Source organism: Leptospira ellinghausenii (genome assembly GCF_003114815.1).
In the GTDB taxonomy this organism is placed as follows: Bacteria; Spirochaetota; Leptospiria; order Leptospirales; family Leptospiraceae; genus Leptospira_A; species Leptospira_A ellinghausenii.
Map to the genome: position 1 here is coordinate 43,471 of NZ_BFAZ01000010.1, position 16,562 is coordinate 60,032.

17 protein-coding genes and 1 pseudogene are annotated in these 16,562 nt (G+C 39.0%); 12 read left to right on the plus strand and 6 right to left on the minus strand.

The features are described 5' to 3' along the window. The first annotated feature begins 45 nt into the window (after positions 1-45). The 5 genes and pseudogenes from DI076_RS17070 to DI076_RS17090 all read left to right on the plus strand — a co-directional run. Positions 46-339: a hypothetical protein gene (locus DI076_RS17070; RefSeq protein WP_108961075.1), complete on the plus strand. Its 294-nt coding sequence runs from the start codon at positions 46-48 to the stop codon at positions 337-339. A 233-nt stretch (positions 340-572) separates the two neighbouring features. After that, on the plus strand, positions 573-1,316 hold the full coding sequence (locus DI076_RS17075; protein ID WP_108961076.1) for a methylenetetrahydrofolate reductase: 744 nt from the start codon (positions 573-575) through the stop codon (positions 1,314-1,316). Between the two features lie 209 nt (positions 1,317-1,525). Next, on the plus strand, positions 1,526-1,762 hold the full coding sequence (locus DI076_RS17080) for a hypothetical protein (protein ID WP_108961077.1): 237 nt from the start codon (positions 1,526-1,528) through the stop codon (positions 1,760-1,762). Next, on the plus strand, positions 1,749-2,267 hold the full coding sequence (locus DI076_RS20480) for a YcxB family protein (RefSeq protein ID WP_108961078.1): 519 nt from the start codon (positions 1,749-1,751) through the stop codon (positions 2,265-2,267). The genes DI076_RS17080 and DI076_RS20480 overlap by 14 nt, the downstream gene beginning before the upstream one ends. A 345-nt stretch (positions 2,268-2,612) precedes the next feature. Further along, a pseudogene (locus DI076_RS17090) lies at positions 2,613-2,768 on the plus strand (transcriptional regulator); the annotation flags it as partial. A gap of 359 nt (positions 2,769-3,127) precedes the next feature. Here the strand turns inward: DI076_RS17090 and DI076_RS17095 are convergent. Continuing rightward, positions 3,128-3,952: a hypothetical protein gene (locus DI076_RS17095; RefSeq protein ID WP_108961079.1), complete on the minus strand. Its 825-nt coding sequence runs from the start codon at positions 3,950-3,952 to the stop codon at positions 3,128-3,130. Between the two features lie 84 nt (positions 3,953-4,036). Between DI076_RS17095 and DI076_RS17100 the strand changes: the two genes are divergently transcribed. Then, entirely contained in the window at positions 4,037-5,344 is a 1,308-nt protein-coding gene (locus DI076_RS17100) for an ATP-dependent 6-phosphofructokinase (protein ID WP_108961080.1), read from the plus strand. A gap of 10 nt (positions 5,345-5,354) precedes the next feature. On the opposite strand, the gene DI076_RS17105 is transcribed toward DI076_RS17100, so the two are convergent. Genes DI076_RS17105 through argB form a run of 3 tightly spaced genes read right to left on the minus strand, consistent with a single transcriptional unit; the run spans position 5,355 to position 8,592 of the window. Next, the gene (locus DI076_RS17105) at positions 5,355-5,945 is read right to left on the minus strand and encodes a hypothetical protein (RefSeq protein WP_108961081.1); all 591 of its coding nucleotides are present in this window, start codon (positions 5,943-5,945) and stop codon (positions 5,355-5,357) included. Between the two features lie 16 nt (positions 5,946-5,961). Next, positions 5,962-7,707: a SpoIIE family protein phosphatase gene (locus tag DI076_RS17110; protein ID WP_108961082.1), complete on the minus strand. Its 1,746-nt coding sequence runs from the start codon at positions 7,705-7,707 to the stop codon at positions 5,962-5,964. Between the two features lie 6 nt (positions 7,708-7,713). Further along, complete coding sequence (gene argB, locus DI076_RS17115; RefSeq protein WP_108961083.1) at positions 7,714-8,592, minus strand: acetylglutamate kinase; 879 nt, start codon at positions 8,590-8,592, stop codon at positions 7,714-7,716. Positions 8,593-8,612: 20 nt separating this feature from the next. Here argB and DI076_RS17120 point away from each other — a divergent pair, with 20 nt between their 5' ends. Next, positions 8,613-9,428, plus strand: coding sequence for a carbon-nitrogen hydrolase family protein (locus tag DI076_RS17120; RefSeq protein ID WP_108961084.1), 816 nt, complete (start codon positions 8,613-8,615; stop codon positions 9,426-9,428). Here DI076_RS17120 and DI076_RS17125 read toward each other — a convergent pair. Both DI076_RS17125 and alr read right to left on the minus strand, forming a co-directional pair. Continuing rightward, positions 9,425-10,318 (minus strand): alpha/beta fold hydrolase, encoded by an 894-nt coding sequence (locus tag DI076_RS17125; protein ID WP_108961085.1) that lies wholly within the window; start codon positions 10,316-10,318, stop codon positions 9,425-9,427. The two genes, DI076_RS17120 and DI076_RS17125, sit on opposite strands and share 4 nt — an antisense overlap. Before the next feature lie 8 nt (positions 10,319-10,326). Then, positions 10,327-11,457 carry an alanine racemase gene (gene alr / locus DI076_RS17130; protein WP_108961086.1) on the minus strand — a complete coding sequence of 377 codons (1,131 nt, stop codon included), beginning with the start codon at positions 11,455-11,457 and terminating at the stop codon, positions 10,327-10,329. Positions 11,458-11,512: 55 nt separating this feature from the next. Here alr and DI076_RS17135 point away from each other — a divergent pair, with 55 nt between their 5' ends. The 5 genes from DI076_RS17135 (at position 11,513) to DI076_RS17155 (ending at position 16,560) form a co-directional block, all read left to right on the plus strand. Continuing rightward, positions 11,513-12,715, plus strand: a complete 1,203-nt coding sequence (locus DI076_RS17135) for an aminotransferase class V-fold PLP-dependent enzyme (protein WP_108961087.1) — start codon at positions 11,513-11,515, stop codon at positions 12,713-12,715. Between the two features lie 6 nt (positions 12,716-12,721). Then, complete coding sequence (locus tag DI076_RS17140) at positions 12,722-13,666, plus strand: bile acid:sodium symporter family protein (protein WP_108961088.1); 945 nt, start codon at positions 12,722-12,724, stop codon at positions 13,664-13,666. Positions 13,667-13,700: 34 nt separating this feature from the next. Continuing rightward, entirely contained in the window at positions 13,701-13,862 is a 162-nt protein-coding gene (gene rpmG, locus DI076_RS17145; protein WP_100715880.1) for a 50S ribosomal protein L33, read from the plus strand. A gap of 8 nt (positions 13,863-13,870) precedes the next feature. Continuing rightward, a complete protein-coding gene (locus DI076_RS17150; RefSeq protein WP_108961089.1) occupies positions 13,871-14,335 on the plus strand; it encodes a TraR/DksA family transcriptional regulator in 465 nt (154 codons plus the stop codon). A gap of 146 nt (positions 14,336-14,481) precedes the next feature. Then, the gene (locus DI076_RS17155) at positions 14,482-16,560 is read left to right on the plus strand and encodes a hypothetical protein (protein ID WP_108961090.1); all 2,079 of its coding nucleotides are present in this window, start codon (positions 14,482-14,484) and stop codon (positions 16,558-16,560) included. Positions 16,561-16,562 lie beyond the last annotated feature (2 nt).

A 16,562-nucleotide genomic window follows, 5' to 3' on the forward strand; every position in this document is an offset into this window, starting at 1 on the left:
ATTCTAACATTCATTTGTGATGGATGAGCTGAAATGGAGACCACTATGACAGTTTTGAAACCTTCCCACGAGCATGGCTGGAAATCTGTAACAAAAGGGAAACTTTCCTCAGGTTTTCCTTTCCATCCGAAACTTGCCGAGTGGCTTTCTACCTATACAACCATTCCCAAAGATTCGGAATTGGAAATCTTAGAAGTAAGTTGTGGGGAAGTGAGTTGTCCAACAGAAGAAACCTTGATTGTTTGGGGCAAACAAGAGTTTCGCATCTCGCGTAAAAAAGAAATGATTTCTAAAATGGATGTGGATTTGTCTTGGAAACGGTTTGTTGAGAAATCGTAGAGGTAAAGAGATTATGGAAGCAGTTTGAAAAGAAATTATAACCATAGGAAAACCTAATTATTTTCCCGATTATATGATTTCACGTGAATTAAGAGGATATTCCGTCGGGAACAATGGGATCAATGAAAATTTCAATGAAGAGATAACGTGGAAACAAGTTGGATTCTTATTTACAATGTAAAATTGAATAGGACGAGCCAATGCAAATTAGAAATCAATCATCAGGATACTAAATGAATCAAATTCTATTAGAAGTAGTTCCACGTGATGTATCTGTTGTTTTGCAGGAAGTAAGTTTTGTTAAAAACAATTTTAATCAAATCACAGGCATTAATATCCCAGATTTATTACGTTTTGAAAATAGAAGTTGGGACGTGGCCTCCGTGGTTCGACCAATCTTTCCGAATGTAATCCCTCATATTCGCGCAATTGATTTTGACTTAGACAATTGTGAACCTTTAGTAAAAACTTTACAACAATCCCAAGTTCCCTCAGTTGTTGTGATCAAAGGTGATCCACCGACCGATATGTCAAAACAAGTTTACCCAACTACTTCCATCAAACTCATCAAAAAACTAAAAAAAGAAATACAACACTTGAAAGTGTATGCAGCTGTCGACCAGTACCGTGTTGGGATCAAAGATGAGTTTGATTACATTGAGATGAAAAAGGACGCAGGTGCAGATGGATTTTTGACCCAACCTTTTTTTGATATGAGACTGGTTGATATATTCACAGAAAAACTGAAAGGGATGGAAGTGTATATCGGTGTAAGTCCCGTGGTCACTGATAAATCACAAAGTTATTGGGAATCTAGGAATCGGGCCTATTTCCCAAGAGAGTTCCGACCGAGTTTGGAATGGAATGTGAAATTTGCAAAGGATGTAATTACATATTGTTCGGAGAATGGAATGAATGCGTATCTTATGCCAATCCGTATCAATCTCGAGGAGTATTTGCGTCGGATATTTGATTGAGACAATTGAAGTTGTCTTTGTTTAGGTTGGGCGGCGGCTGATAACATGCTAGAGTTGGGGTGATAAACGAAAAGAGTAAATCCCGTAAATTCCCAGCAGTTATCTGATTTCTGATGATTGTACGTCAAAAAATGGTAATATGTATATCAATTAAAAGCTGTGTTATGCGAAACAGTCTTAAATTATCAAAAAAATAAATTGAGGATAAAATGAAGGAAAAAACTTATTTAATAATAGCATCCGTAGCTCTAGGAATTTCAATCCCATTAGGAAAATATTTGATTAAAAATGGATTAAACGATAATTCCTTTACTCTTGTATTATTTAGTGTTTCTATAGCAAGTTCACTAATTTTATTTTATCTAAGAAATAAAATAATCAAAAGAAATGAGATTAGCATTTTTGAAAACAAAAATCACATAAAGAAAACAAATGAAGGAAAATAATTCTTCCAATTTTGAATACAGTATAAATCGAGATGATATTAGTATTTTCAATAATTATATTCATAATTTGATTCCTTACTATATCAAAATTCCATTATACATAATTCAAATTATAATAATAGGTATATTATTCCTGGGATTATATGAATTAATTTATGATATTAATATTTTCTTCTTAAACATAAAGTTTTACATTTTAAGTACCTCGTTGGTTATATTTTCAATTTTTACAAATATTCTAAATAAATTTATTTTCAAAAAATCTAATTTCACTTCAACAAGAATAGGTAATTTTACCATTTCATTCAATCACGATAGAATTATTAGGTCTAATGAACTATTTACTTCCGAATTTAAGTGGAATTCTTTTAAATATTACGTAAAATTGGAAAGTTATTATTTCCTTATGTTATCCGAGTTCGAAGGTATAATTATACCTACATATAGTCTCCCTACTAATATAATCGTCCATTTAGACAATACTATAAAAGACTGCTTCGCATAACAGAAGCGGAACGCTTCGTTTCGGGACAAGCCATTGCTCGGCCTCCGGCAAATTGTCCTCATGGCATTCGCCTTGCTTACGCAAGCTACATGCCAGTCCCTAACGTCCCGTTACCTGGACTCAGGGCCAGCTAAATCGTTTAATCTAGATCGGTTATGCGAAATCGCAAGAAAACTTTCCTTAAATAATAAAATAGAATTTGATATATCACATTTTGAGATATCCCTGTACTAAGTGCATATTATTAGCTGAAGGAAACTTGATGATTTTATTAATAAACATCCAAATTCTGAATCTTCCCTGAAAAGCTGGTATAAAATTATTATAAATACTTTTGGAGAATTTATGATTCAAGAATTTGAAAAAGTTAAGAATGTTTGTCATGATATTAAAGATATTCTCTCTGTTCCGCACACTTATAAACAATACAAGAAATTAGTGAAAGTCTTGGATGAACTTATTGATGAAGTTGGTAATAATGAAACATATCAACTTGCTCCCAACTGACATGGAAAATTGTGAAGGAGTTGTCCCACTTGTATTATAGAGCCATCTGTTGCACATTGAATTGTCTCGGGTCATCCCCAAGTTATTAGATCCATGAACCGTATCTTTTTTCGTACAATTCTATATTCAGAATTTTTGACTCAAAGTTGCCTGCGCCAGCGATTGTAGCGGAAATCTTTTCCATTCAGGTAGGATTCTGAAAATCTCTCAACGTTGGAAAAATTGGAGCGAAAAGCGCGGTCGTTATAGAATTGTGTATCAATCATCTAACGGATACGAGGCGCCCCTATTGATTGAAGGAAACGACGTTGTTACGTTAGAAATTTGAAAGGTGGATTAGAAACTTGTTCCCTTTACTGGTTGGAACGACTAGGAGTGACCGGCATGTAGTATTTGAGTCCTAAGTTTCCTTGGATCTCTGGTGCCCATAGTTCGTCGAGTGTGCGACCTGCTTCTCTTGCATTGATGGGAACTCGCACCATACCTTCAAACGTAATATTACTATTGGAAATACTGATCCCTGGTGTAACATACACTTGTCTTCCTACGAAGTTTGTGCGCGAAGGTTCTTGGGCACGGATGGAAGTGTTAAAACGATTGGTGTAATCTGAAGATTCAAACCTATGTAATTCAGAAAGTTGTAAAAACAATTCCCAACGTGAATTTTTAATAAAGGAAAATAGATTCCTGTTGAGGCGGTATTTGATTCGCACTTTTGATTCTGCCACATCCACATACCCATTGGATCCTTGGTTGAGTGACATACCAATGCTTAGTCCTAAATCAAGTGTGAATCCATTTCGGTAATACACATAGGTTACATTCGGTTGGTATGATAAAAGTGCTGCATTGGAACGTTCTGGTCTTACATCAAAATTCCCTTCAGGATTTCGGTAGGGGTTTGAGGTAGTAAAAGGGATCACGGGTGAAAAAATTTGAATCCCTGCCATTGGGTCATTGGATTTGGAAAAATCAGTATTAGATCCCAATTCGAGTTCTTTTGGGAAACGAAAGGGAATAAGTATCGCCAAATTTCCGTTATGTGAATTGCCAACTTGGAAAAGGGACGAACGAGGATCAGTAAAGGAATAACTAGAAAAAAAGGGAAGTCCTTGTGCTAAAATGGTAAGGCTCGTCATAAAGACGAGAAAGGAGATGAGAAGTATCTTTTTTACCATCTAAAAGCATTTCTGCCTGATTTTCCTTTGTTTGGCAATGAAATTTGCTTTCTTCTCTGTCTTTTTTTGTTATAAGTGAGACCGATGAATCAAAACGATACGAAAGTAGAACAATTTGGACCTTGCACCATCCCAAACCCAGCGGGTTATGATTATTGGACAGAAGACAATTCCGTTGTCCTGTTTCAAACCATCTTTTCTGGAGCAGAAGATGCCAAAAAAACAGTTGAGACAAGCCCTGTATTTTTTGAACAAGCAGGCCCAAAAGAAAAAATCTACTTTAAACCAGAAGAAGTGACGGCAGGTATCGTGACCTGTGGTGGACTTTGCCCAGGTATCAATGATGTGATCCGTGCTCTTGTGATGGAATTACACTATCGTTACAAAGTTCCAAGAATCCTTGGATTTCCATTTGGGTATGAAGGTCTTGTGAAAAAGTTTGGTCACAGGCCGATTGAACTCACGCCTGATAAGGTAGCCCACATCATGAATTTTGGTGGATCCATCCTTGGATCATCTCGGGGGAACCAAAAGATAGAAGAGATGGTGGATACTTTATTCTTATATGGAGTGAAGATGTTGTTTTGTATTGGTGGAGATGGAACTCTTCGAGGTGCCCAGGCCATCCAAGAAGAAGTGAGAAAACGAAAAGAAGACATCGCCATTGTAGGAATTCCGAAAACCATTGACAACGATATCAATTATGTTCAAAAAACGTTTGGGTTTTCGACTGCGTTTAGTAAGGCGGTGGAAGCAGTCAACTGTGCACATGAAGAAGCAAAAGGAGCACCAAATGGAATTGGTCTTGTGAAACTGATGGGTCGTCACTCTGGTTTCATCGCTGTGAACTCAGCATTGGCTTCCAAAAATGTGAACTTTGTCCTGATCCCAGAACAAGATTTTGATTTAGAAGGAGAAGGTGCATTTTTACCAGTCTTAAAAGATCGAGTACAAAGAAGGGGGCATGCTGTTGTCATCATCGCTGAAGGAGCGGGACAAAAGTACTTTGAAGACAAAGGTGAAAAAGACCAATCTGGTAACAAAAAACTCGCTGATGTTGGTGTGTTTATGAAAGAGAAAATCACAGAGTATTTCAAAAAAGAAGGTGTGGCACTCAATCTAAAGTACATCGATCCAAGTTATATCATTCGTTCTGTTCCTGCCAATGCAGAAGATTCGGTTTTCTGTGGGTTTTTAGCACAAAACGCGGTACATGCGGCGTTTGCTGGCCGCACTGGTTGTGTGGTAGGAATTTGGAATAATGTATTCACTGTGATGCCAATCTCACTTGCCATTGCAGAACGAAAGGTGTTACGACCAGAACGGAGTACCTTGTGGCGAGCACTCCTTGCCTCCACTGGCCAACCAAATACGATGAAGGCGAGTAGCTGATCGGTTAAGATCAGCTATTCTCTACTTTTTTTTGGAACTTAAGGATATTGTCTCTGATTTCTTCTTCTTTTTTATGGAGTTCGTTTAGAAACTCCGTGTCCAAAATCATTTCTGGTTTTTTGATGAACTTACTTTCATCATAATTGTCAATTTCGTATAACAGGTCTTCGATGTTTGATTCAACTTTGACTAAACTTTGGATCGATTCCACTACCTTTTTATTTACAAATAGGATTTCTTTGAATCGTAAGATGTAATGTTGGAATCTGTTTTCGCGGATCATGGCTTGCCTTTGCATTTCCTTGACCACTTCGCGTTCTTTTAATACTTCTTTTTTTTCTACAAGAATTTGGTTTTTGAAGATTCGGATTAAATTTTCCGTCTCCAATTTATAATTTTCAAAACTACTATTGTGATTGTTTTGAAGATCTTCCATTTGTTTGCGAAATTCTTTTTCTCGCAATCTGTCTTGTTCTTTGCGTAATTTGTCAGATGTTTGGAGTGCGTTTTTAACTCGTGTTTCAATTACAGCATCTAACATCGCTTTGTGCAGTTTGTCCATTCGGAGAAACACTGCCATTGCATATAGAATGCGTCTCATAAAATCTCCTTTATCTTTAGTTTAGACGGATGATAAAGAGAGAAAGGTCATCATGTGGTTCCGCTTCTCCCACAAATTCACTTACTTTTTGCAAGATTGCTTGCCTGATCACTTCTGGTGGATCGTTAATATGAGATAGAATCACAGACTCAAGTCTTTCTTCTGAAAAGAGTTCTTCTTTTAGATTCATAGCTTCTGTCACACCATCGGTATACAGCACAAGTAAATCACCTGGCAAATAACTAACCGTATGTTCCGAAAATTCACATTTGCCAATGCCCATCGGTTGGCCTTTGCCTGATAAGTGTTGGATCTTATGGTGTTTTTTGCGATAGATGATTTGTAAATTATGACCAGCAGAGGAATAGGTTAATTCTTTTTTTGTCATATTGATCCGTACAAGCATCGCTGTGACAAACATTAGGAAACCAGATTTATCTTGTAGGATTTGGTTGGCATTGAAGAGAGCTTCACTTGTCGAAGTGGTTTTGGAAACTTCCTGTTGTAATACTGTTTTCGAAAATTCCATAAACAGTGCTGCAGGAGTTCCTTTCCCAGACACATCGGCAATGATGACAGACACTTCGTCTTTTCCATGTACCACCATATCATAAAAGTCTCCACCAATTTCACGAGATGCTTGGTAGTAGGTATCAAATTCGAGGAGTGAGTATTGTTTGGGAATGATAGGAAGTGAGTGTTTTTGGATCATGGCTGCGACTTGCATGTCACGATCTATGTTTTTCAAACGTTCACTTTGGATCTTCACTTGTAATGCGGTGTATGCTTCACCGACTTGGTTTGTCAGAGTACGAAGGATTCGAATGTCCATTTCATCAAAACGGGTCCGAGATGTTTTGTCCGAAACAACAAGAGAACCTAACCATTCTTTGTTTTTTAGAATGGGAAATAAGATCATACTGTGTTGGAAGAGTCCCTTATGAGTGAGTTGCATGCCTTGTGGTGAGTTGGCTGTAATGACCTTATACCCTTTGAACATCCAATCTGATTTATCATTGAAGAGAAGTCCTACCACATCCTCGTCTTGGATTTGGTCGGAAAACCCTTTGGATTTGGATCGTGGTAATCCTCGTTTTTCAATCTTTTCAAAGTTGAGGCAAACTCTGTCTACTTGTAAAACTTCGGAGATCGTTTTGACGGCAAGGTCCATAAATTCATCTGAACTTTGGATATTGGCAAGTGCTTGTGAAATTTGGAAGAGGCAATTGAGTTCGTTAGCTCTTAGATTTAAGTTATCAATGAGAAGACGGTTTTTGACAGCAATGGCTGCTAAGTTAGAAAGGTAACGTAGGATTTTGATATCGGTTTGGGTGAAGTCACGGTTGTCTAGGGAGTTCACGGCTTCAAGTACACCTTGTACTTCACCTTGTGCGACCATTGGCACACAAATTAAATTACGAGTGACATACCCAACTTTTTGGTCAATCGCTTTGAAGATTCTCGGGTCGTTTGCTGCATCGTTTACGATTTCTGGTTTCAGTGTTTCAAGCACCATACCTGCAATTCCCTTGCCCCTAGGAACTGTTAGGTGAGCAAGAGATTCTTCTTTTAAACCACTTGTTGTATTAAACACAAGTTGGTCATTTTCTTTATCGTAGAGGAGTAGGGAGGAACCTTCCGTCTGTAACACATCACGAGTGATCCCCATAATTTCACTGAGAAGGGTGTTTAGATCTTCTTGTGAATTGATTCGACTCGTTATATCTGAAATCAGACTTAATGTTAAAAGTTTCGTAGGCATCCAAATCTATCCTTGTTCGATCAAACTTCCTATCCCTTGGTTAGTCAAAATTTCAATTAAGACGGAATGAGGCACTCGACCATCGATGATGTGGGCTCGTTTGACTCCAGAATCAATTGCACCCAAACAACACTCTACTTTTGGTATCATGCCACCAGAGATCTGTCCAGTTTTTATGTAAGTATGAATGTCGACTTTTTTGAGTCCTGTTACCAATTGGCCATCAATCAAGATTCCAGGTGTGTCTGTGAGTAAAATGAGTTTGTCTGCATGGAGTGCTTGTGCAATTGCTCCTGCCATAGTGTCGGCATTGATATTGAGAGTTTGGCCTTCTTTTGACATGGCAACTGGGGATATGATCGGAATAAAACCTTCACGTTGTAAGGTGAGGATGATATTCGGGTCAACAGATGTGATCTCACCAACAAGACCGAGGTCTACTTTTTGGGTTTTCCCATCTTCCCCTTCGACTTCCATCAGATATTTTTCTGCAAGGGCAAGGCCACCATCCTTTCCCGAAAGACCAACTGGTTTTCCACCTTTTTCTTGGATGAGGGAAACAATTTGTTTGTTTACTTTTCCCGTGAGAACCATCTCCACCACTTCCATCGTGGCCTCATCTGTCACACGATGGCCTCGGATGAATTGTGTGTTGAGATTTAAAGATTTGATAAGAGAGTTGATTTCAGGGCCACCACCGTGAACCACCACTGGATTGATGCCTAAGTATTTGAGTAAAACAATGTCTTCTGCAAAGGAAGCTTTCAATTCTTCCTCCACCATAGCAGCCCCACCATACTTGATGACGATGGTTTTTCCAGAATATTTGATTAAATAAGGAAGTGCTTCTAAGATATGATTGATTTTTTCTGATTGGTGGTTCATAAAAGTCCTCATTTATGATAATGAATTTTAAAGCCGCCGTTGTGCAAGTCACAAGTACAGCAAGAGTCTCAAATAACCTAACCAAGTGTAGGCAACTTGTGGAAGGTGCGGCTAAGGCCGGTGCCAAAGTAGTGGGCCTTCCTGAAAATTTTTCCTTTATGGGAAGTGAATCCGAAAAACAAAACCTACTTGGCCAAATTGAGGAAGAAACCTTTTCCTTTTTAAAAGAAACCGCGATGGACCTTGGGATTTATCTTTTGGGAGGAGGATTCCCCACAAAAGCACCTACAGGAAAAGTGTTCAACACGGCGGTCATTGTAAATCCCAAAGGTGAGGAAGTGTTCCGTTACCACAAAGCCCATTTGTTTGATGCAGTTGTGGGAGATGGATTCCCATACAAAGAATCCAATCACACCGAAGCGGGAGAAAAAGTCCCTGAAGTGATCCACACCGAATACGGAAATATCTCCTCTGCCATTTGTTACGACCTAAGGTTCCCCGAACTTTTCCGTGCCTTATCCAAACAAGGTGTTGATTTGTGTTTTTTACCAGCTGCATTTACGGTGCCAACAGGAGAAGCCCATTGGCATGTTCTCCTTCGGGCAAGGGCCATTGAAAATTTAATGTATGTTCTGGCACCTGGCCAGACAGGAACACATGATCCTCATGGCAAACGAAAGACCTTTGGCCACTCACTCATCATCTCTCCATGGGGAGAGATTTTAGCGGAGCTCGATTTCGAAGAAGGGTTTGCCATCGCCGAGATCGAAATGGATCGATTGTCTGAGATCCGTTCTACTTTACCGAGTTTGCACCACCGAAGGTTTGGAATTTAGAAAAAGGACTTCTTTGTCGTAGAAGATTTTTTCATCAAAAGAAAGTCCTTCATCACTTTCTCAGCTGCTTTTTGTTTTTCCATGTGTACAAAGTGTCCACATTCCGAAAACAATACAGCCTTTACATGAGGTGTGGTTCTTTCTAATTCCATCACATCCTTTCCTGGAATGATGGGATCTTCTTCCCCACGCATGATGAGAGTTGGTACTTGGTTTCCAAACACGATGGGTCGAATGTCTGTGCGGTCGAGCATCTCTAGGATCATGAGGATTTGCCTTGGGTTCAAACATTCAAATTGTGGGTTGTATTCTTTTAAGAATTGTTTGATGTCTTCTCTTGCATGGAACGCACTCGAATCATACACTCCATACGAAAAACCAATTTGTAAGGCTTTGGGTAATGATTTCCCAATTTTAAATCCGAGGTCAAAAAAAGTACCTAAATTAGCACGTAACCCCATCACTCCGATTTTTAAGATCCCAGGGACTGGGCCATGTACATAAGGGGCGATTGCGATCACTTGTTTGATGCGTTGTGGGAAAAGGGACGCAATGGCAAGGACTGCCATTCCACCTGTGGAGTGTCCAACGAGGGTGATGTCTTTTTCCCCGGCAGATGCCCATATCCCTTGGGCCTGTGTTTCTAAAAAATCTTGGAGAGTAAGGCCCTTTTTTTGGTCAAAAATTTCAGCTGGATAATGACCAACTAAGTCAAGTTCGATGACATCTCCCAAAGTTCGAAAAAATGGAATGTTGAGACCCCAATACCCTGCAGCAGAACACCATCCTCCAACGAGGACAATGGTTTCCTTGGATTTTGGATTCAGGGATTTGTGCCGAACGTATGTTAGCCTGTGGTTTTTCCAATTATATGTTTGTCTTTCTGACATATGGTCCTCTAGTCTTCAATGATACGAGGGAAGGATCCCAAAATTTTTGTGACTACTTCATAGTTGATGGTTCCAGTCCATGTGGCATGGTCATCAGCAGAGATCACTTCATTTCCTGACTTACCTAAAATCACAACGTCGTCTCCAATTTTCGCTTCTGGAATATGAGTGATGTCAAGCATACTCATATTCATACAAATTCTACCTAAAATTTTAGCTCGTTCACCGCGAATCAGCATATAACCATGGTTAGACAATTTTCTGTCCAGACCTTCATAGTACCCAACAGGCACAACAGCAAGCCTTGTTTCATGAGTGGTTTTGAAAGTGGATCCATACCCAACAAAGGTTCCTGGATTAAGGTTTTGGATGTGTTGGATTTGTGTTTTCCAACTGAGAGCCGGTTTTAACATCCCCACATCTTTTTTCATGAGAGAAAGTGAAAGTTTTGTTTCGAGACTGGGCCAAAGTCCATAAAGAGAAATTCCAACTCGCACTAAGTCCATTCGCGCTTCTGAAAATAACATCGCTGATGCAGAAGAGGCGCAGTGGCAAATGAGGTCGATAAACCCGTGTTTAGCGAATGTATCGATTGTATCTTGGAACCTTCCCAGTTGTAACATGGAATAACTATGTTCAGTAAAATCTTCCGTACTCGCAAAATGGGTAGCAATCCCTGAAAGGGGTAGTTTTTTTTCTGAAATTTCTTTGGCGAGGACTTCCGCATTTTGAAAGGGAATACCCAAACGGCTCATTCCAGTATCTACCTTTAAATGGATTTTCGGGACGGGAGAAAGTTTGGCCAAAATCTCAATTTCTTCAACCCTAGAAACCATCACCCAAAAGTTTTCATCCGCTAGTTCTACTTTTCTTTCCTGTAAATTGGGGATACTTCCCATAATAAGGATGGTCGCTTTCGCAAAGACACGCCGAATGGAAACCGCTTCTTCCAAGGAATTGACACCCAAATAATCAGCACCTGCGTCGAGGGCAATGGATGCGGTAGCAAGTAACCCATGTCCATATGCATTGGATTTTATAATGGCTGTGAATTTTGTTTTGGAACCAATGAGTTTGCGAAAAAGAGCGATGTTATGGCTAAAAGCGGAACGAGAGAGGTAAATCCGAGAAGATTGCACGGTCCCATTTTTTTTTACTTTTCTCTTCTGTCGCTTCAGATATTTCTATTTTTACATGTCTGAATCTCCATCTGTTTTCCCTCCCTTCCCAAAATTTTCCAACTGGAAAGGCATTTCCGAGTATTTTCCTGTTCAAAAAGAATCTGTGTGGTTGAACTATTGTGGTACCACTCCTATTTCAAGTTATGCCATTCAAATGATGAATGTGTATTTAGAGGAATATGCAAAATTTGGAATCTTTACTCCCAATTTTTCGGAACCCACTATCAAAAAAGAAATTCGCGGGTATCTCTCAGAAATTTTACACTGTGATCCAACAGAGATTGGCATTGTACATAACACCAGTGAGGGGATGAATTTTTATTCTCATAGTATCCAAATTCCAAAAGGAAAACGGATTTTGGTTTTGGAGAATGAATACCCAAGTAATGTGTATCCATGGGAACATTGGCAAAACAAAGGTGTAACATTAGGTTTTGTCAAAGTGGGAAACACTCCCAATGAATTTTTAGAAAACTTAAAACTAGAACTAGAAAAAAAGGATGTTTTTATCCTTAGTATATCACCTGTTCATTGGTGTACGGGTGTAGTGTTTGATATGGAAGTTGTATCCAAATTATGTGAAAGTTTTGGAACCAAACTTGTCATAGATGGAAGCCAAGCTGTTGGCCATATCCCGCTCGATTTTTCCAAAATCAAAGTGGCATTTTGTGCCTTCGCAGCTTGGAAATGGTTACTTGGTCCTTTGGGATTAGGTGTGATTTACATTTCAAAAGAAGAATCCAAAGGATTCCAATTGGTTTTCAAAGGACAAGCAAGTGTTGTCAACGATTCCAATTATTTTCCATATCGAGACGAATGGAAACCAGCTGCCGAACAATTTGAACAAAGTACCATCAATTTTAATGATTGGATTTATTTTTTTGCTTCCCTCAAAATGTTGTCCACTCTTGGGTTCTCACGAGTCCAGGAAAGGATTTATGAAGTAGCAGGGATGTTAAAAGACATGTTACATGGGTTAGGTTTTACACTGGAATCAGATGCTTTCCCCGACGTTAAAACAGGAATTTTAGCCATTACAAACCACAAAGACCCTAAAAAATTCCAACCAGAAGCCATCCAGGCTCATCTCAAACAAAATGGAATCATCACGGCGGTTCGCCTGGGTCGACTACGAATGGCTCCTCATATTGGCATTGAAGAAGAACATGTAAACCGTGTGAAAACCCATTTACAATCTTATTTGGAAAAGTTGTAAGGACTTGTGTTAACGAATCTCTCAAAACAAATCGTAAATGCATTCCCCCTTGTTTTACTGGGGATTGCAGGGATAGGGTTTTTGGAACCAGAGAAAATTTCTTGGTTTAAGGGGCCTTGGATCACTTATAGTTTAGGCCTCATTATGCTTGGGATGGGACTTTCATTAGAAGTGGATGATTTTCTTCGGATCTTCAGACAACCCAAACCAATTCTCATCGGGACGATCTTACAGTATACCATCATGCCTTTGTTAGGTTATTTTCTTGGGTTTTGGTTTCACTTACCTGAAGCATATGCAGTCGGACTCATACTTGTTTCCTGTTGCCCTGGTGGCACAGCATCCAATGTCATTACCTTTCTTGCAAAGGCCAATGTTCCACTCAGTGTTACTTTGACTTCTGTTTCGACGATTCTTGGTATCGTGTTCACTCCCATGTTAGTTGCCTTTTTCATTGGCAGTCGTTTGGAAATTGACCGTTTGGGACTCGTTCTCACCACCTTCCAAGTGATCCTAGTACCTGTTGGACTCGGACTTTTTCTCAAATCTTTTTTCCCAAAATCAACAGAGAAAACTAAAGGTATTTTTCCCGTACTTTCTGTACTCCTCATCGCGATGATTGTTGCTTCCATCATTGCCAGTGGGAAAGAGACCATCATCACGTCAGACTACAGAATCTTTTTAGCAGTGATTTGTTTGCATTTAGGTGGCTTTGGACTCGGGGGATTCTTTGCTTGGATCCTAACTCGGGATCCCAAAATTTCCCAAACCATTTCCATTGAAGTGGGGATGCAAAATTCAGGGCTTGGAGCAGTCCTTGCCAAGACCCATTTTATCGATCCAAACACAGCAATTCCTAGTGCTCTTTCGAGTCTCACGCATTCTTTACTTGGAAGTCTCTTTGCTAGCTATTTTCGGAAGGAATTGAAAAAACCCGCTATTGTCGATTGACTATATATGGGGTCGGTACGTCATGGCATAAATTATGAGAGAAATCATAAAACTAACCTGTGTCCCATGTGCGATACCTGGGCGGTCAAATTACTTCCAGACTAAAAACAAGAAGACAAAGTCGGAAAAACTTGTGACAAAAAAATATTGCAAATTTTGCAAAGCACACACGGATCACAAGGAATCCAAAGTCTAAGGAATAAGATGCCTAAACCAGCTGCAAAATCCTCCGCCGAGAAGGGAGTCGACAAGAAGTTCATCGAAGAGGTGCGTGAGCTCCTCCAAGAGAAAAAAGAATCTCTTCTCATCAAACTCAACCAGTGGGAAGATACAAGTTCTCCTTCTGGCCTAAAAGAAATGGGAGATATTGCAGACATCGCATCCGAACTCAACTCAGAAGCCCTCACTTCTGTTTTGACAGAAAACGAAATTGAGACTCTACGTGAGATCGAACTCGCTTTAGAGAAAATTGAAAACGGAACCTATGGTATCTGTGAAGGGACAAAGAAAAAAATCCCCCTTGCCAGACTCAAAGCCATCCCGTGGACAAGATTCACAGTAGAATACGCGGAACAAATGGCAAAAAGCCGTAACCGTGCAGGTGGTTACCGAATGGATTCCCTTTCGGCATACCCCACAACTGGAATGGATGTAGATTCTCTCGACTAGAGAGAATCGTTTGATTTTGTCCCTCCATCAGTTATAGAAGTTTTCCTATCCATTTTAACCCCATTTCACTTTTCCCTACACCGAATTCTCTTTTTCATCTGAAAATACAATTGATTCGCCATACCAGTCCTTAAACTCTTTCTATCGTGAGTTTTTTAGATAGGCTTCGTTCTTTACCAATCCTTGACTTAGTATTTTTTTTTGGTGCGAGTATTCTCGTTTGGAACTTACACCGGTACGTGGAGCCTGTTCCCCAAACACTCTTTTATCCCTCCTTTTTCTTCCAGTTTTCCTTTGGTTTTTTCCCACAATTGTACCAACGGAAAACTGGAAGGATTTGGACAAGTTTATCGGCGATCACTCTTGTAAGGCTTCCCTATTTATCGGGAATACCCATGGTGGGTTCTTACCAATTAGTGGGACTTCTTCTTGGTTCCATCCTTGGGATTTGGGTTCGAGAAACCTTACTCGTGTTACTTGGCCGAAATGATACTGCATTACCAAAACAATCAGAACAAATCATTACCGACTGGATGATTCGAAATCCCACTGGAAAATCAAATTCTCCCATTTGGTATTCTACTTATTTTGGATTTTTATTTTTTATCTTCTGTTTAACAATTTTGTGTTTTTTGGAATACCAAGGAATGGGTGTTTTTACAGGACTTGGTATCCAAGAATATTTGTATTATCCAAAACTTTCTTCAAGAGAAGCCATGGGGCTTTCTTGTAAAATACTTATTCCACTAACACTTGTCATTTTATATTTTTTTTCAGAAGAACGATCTATGCCAACTCCATCAAAGGATAGTTTATCAGAACAGATTCGATTTGGACTTTTTTTAGGATTTGGAATCAATCTTTTGGTGATGTGTATCCAATCTATTTGGAGTTTGGAATTTTTTTCACAAGGAACCCATTTAAGTGTCAGTGCAGGTCGTACTACAGGTTTTTTCCAAGACTCAGGATCTGCATCTTGGCTTGTTCCAGTCATCGGATTTTTATGGATGACGAAGTTAACTCATATTTGGCGAAAATCAAAAGAACGTTTTAGTTTATTATTATTAATCCTTTCGTTTCTCCTCCTCACTTGGTTGGGATTAAAACAAGGAAAGGCTTTTTGGGTGATTTGGGGGGTAATGGTATCAGTTGGATTCATCCAACTCACAACGGATTTATGGATTGTATCACCAAAAACCAAAATTTTCACGCGAATTGCATTGTACTTCGTTTTGCCAATGTTAGGTTGTTTGGCATTATATGGTATTAGTCTTGTACCAAAAGAATGGGATCTTGTGATCCTAGCAAAACGATTTATGTTGTTTCTAAAATCATTCCCTAATTCTCCAAGTTTAGCCTTCCAACAATTGGATTTAGTCCGATATGAGCTCATCAAAGTTGCAAATTTGGGAATTCAGGAAAACCTATGGATGGGAAATGGGATTGGATCTTTTCCATTGTATTTACTTTCCCCAGAACAAAATGGATCCAATGCCAATATCCCCTTCGTTGATTTCCCACCCACATTTTACCATTGGATGTTGTATGAATTAGGAATCCTTGGTTCCATAGTATTTCTTTTTTATATCGGGATTTTCCTTTGGGAAAGAGGGCTTTGGAAACAAGGAATCTTACTTCTCATCCCATTTTTATTTGGAGTCCAAATTCAAAATTCGGATGGTGCCTTTTTATGTTTTTATCTCATTCTTTTAGGGGAAAAAGGAACTGGTTTTTCTCCCAGTTTTGATAAATTTAGGAAAACAATTTGGTTTTCTCCCTTACTGCTCATCTTGTCAATAGGTCTTCCTTTAAACTACAGTTTGTTTCATTCACAGAAATTTTTAACCTATGGAATAGGGTCGGAATTTCGTAAAAATGAAATCAAAGATTATCAAATCGCATATACAATCCCTCCTGTATCACCTAACTATGAATATGAATTTCATGGAAAAATTTGGGAATGGAAATTGGTGGATGTAAATGTTTCCCGTAGTGGACGAATCTTTTTGGAAACTAACTCCAAATCCTCTCTTGTTGGAATCAATTTTTTAAATGTAGAAAGAAATCAGATCAAACAAGAATTATTTACGGAAACTAAGTCTGGTTATGTTTGGTCTGGAGATGCACCTAAAGGTGCTACTTACATCCAAATCCATACCAGATCTAAATTGGAATTTCGATTACCAAAATCCCAATTTGATGGTTTAGGTCGTTTTCAGTTTTAAAT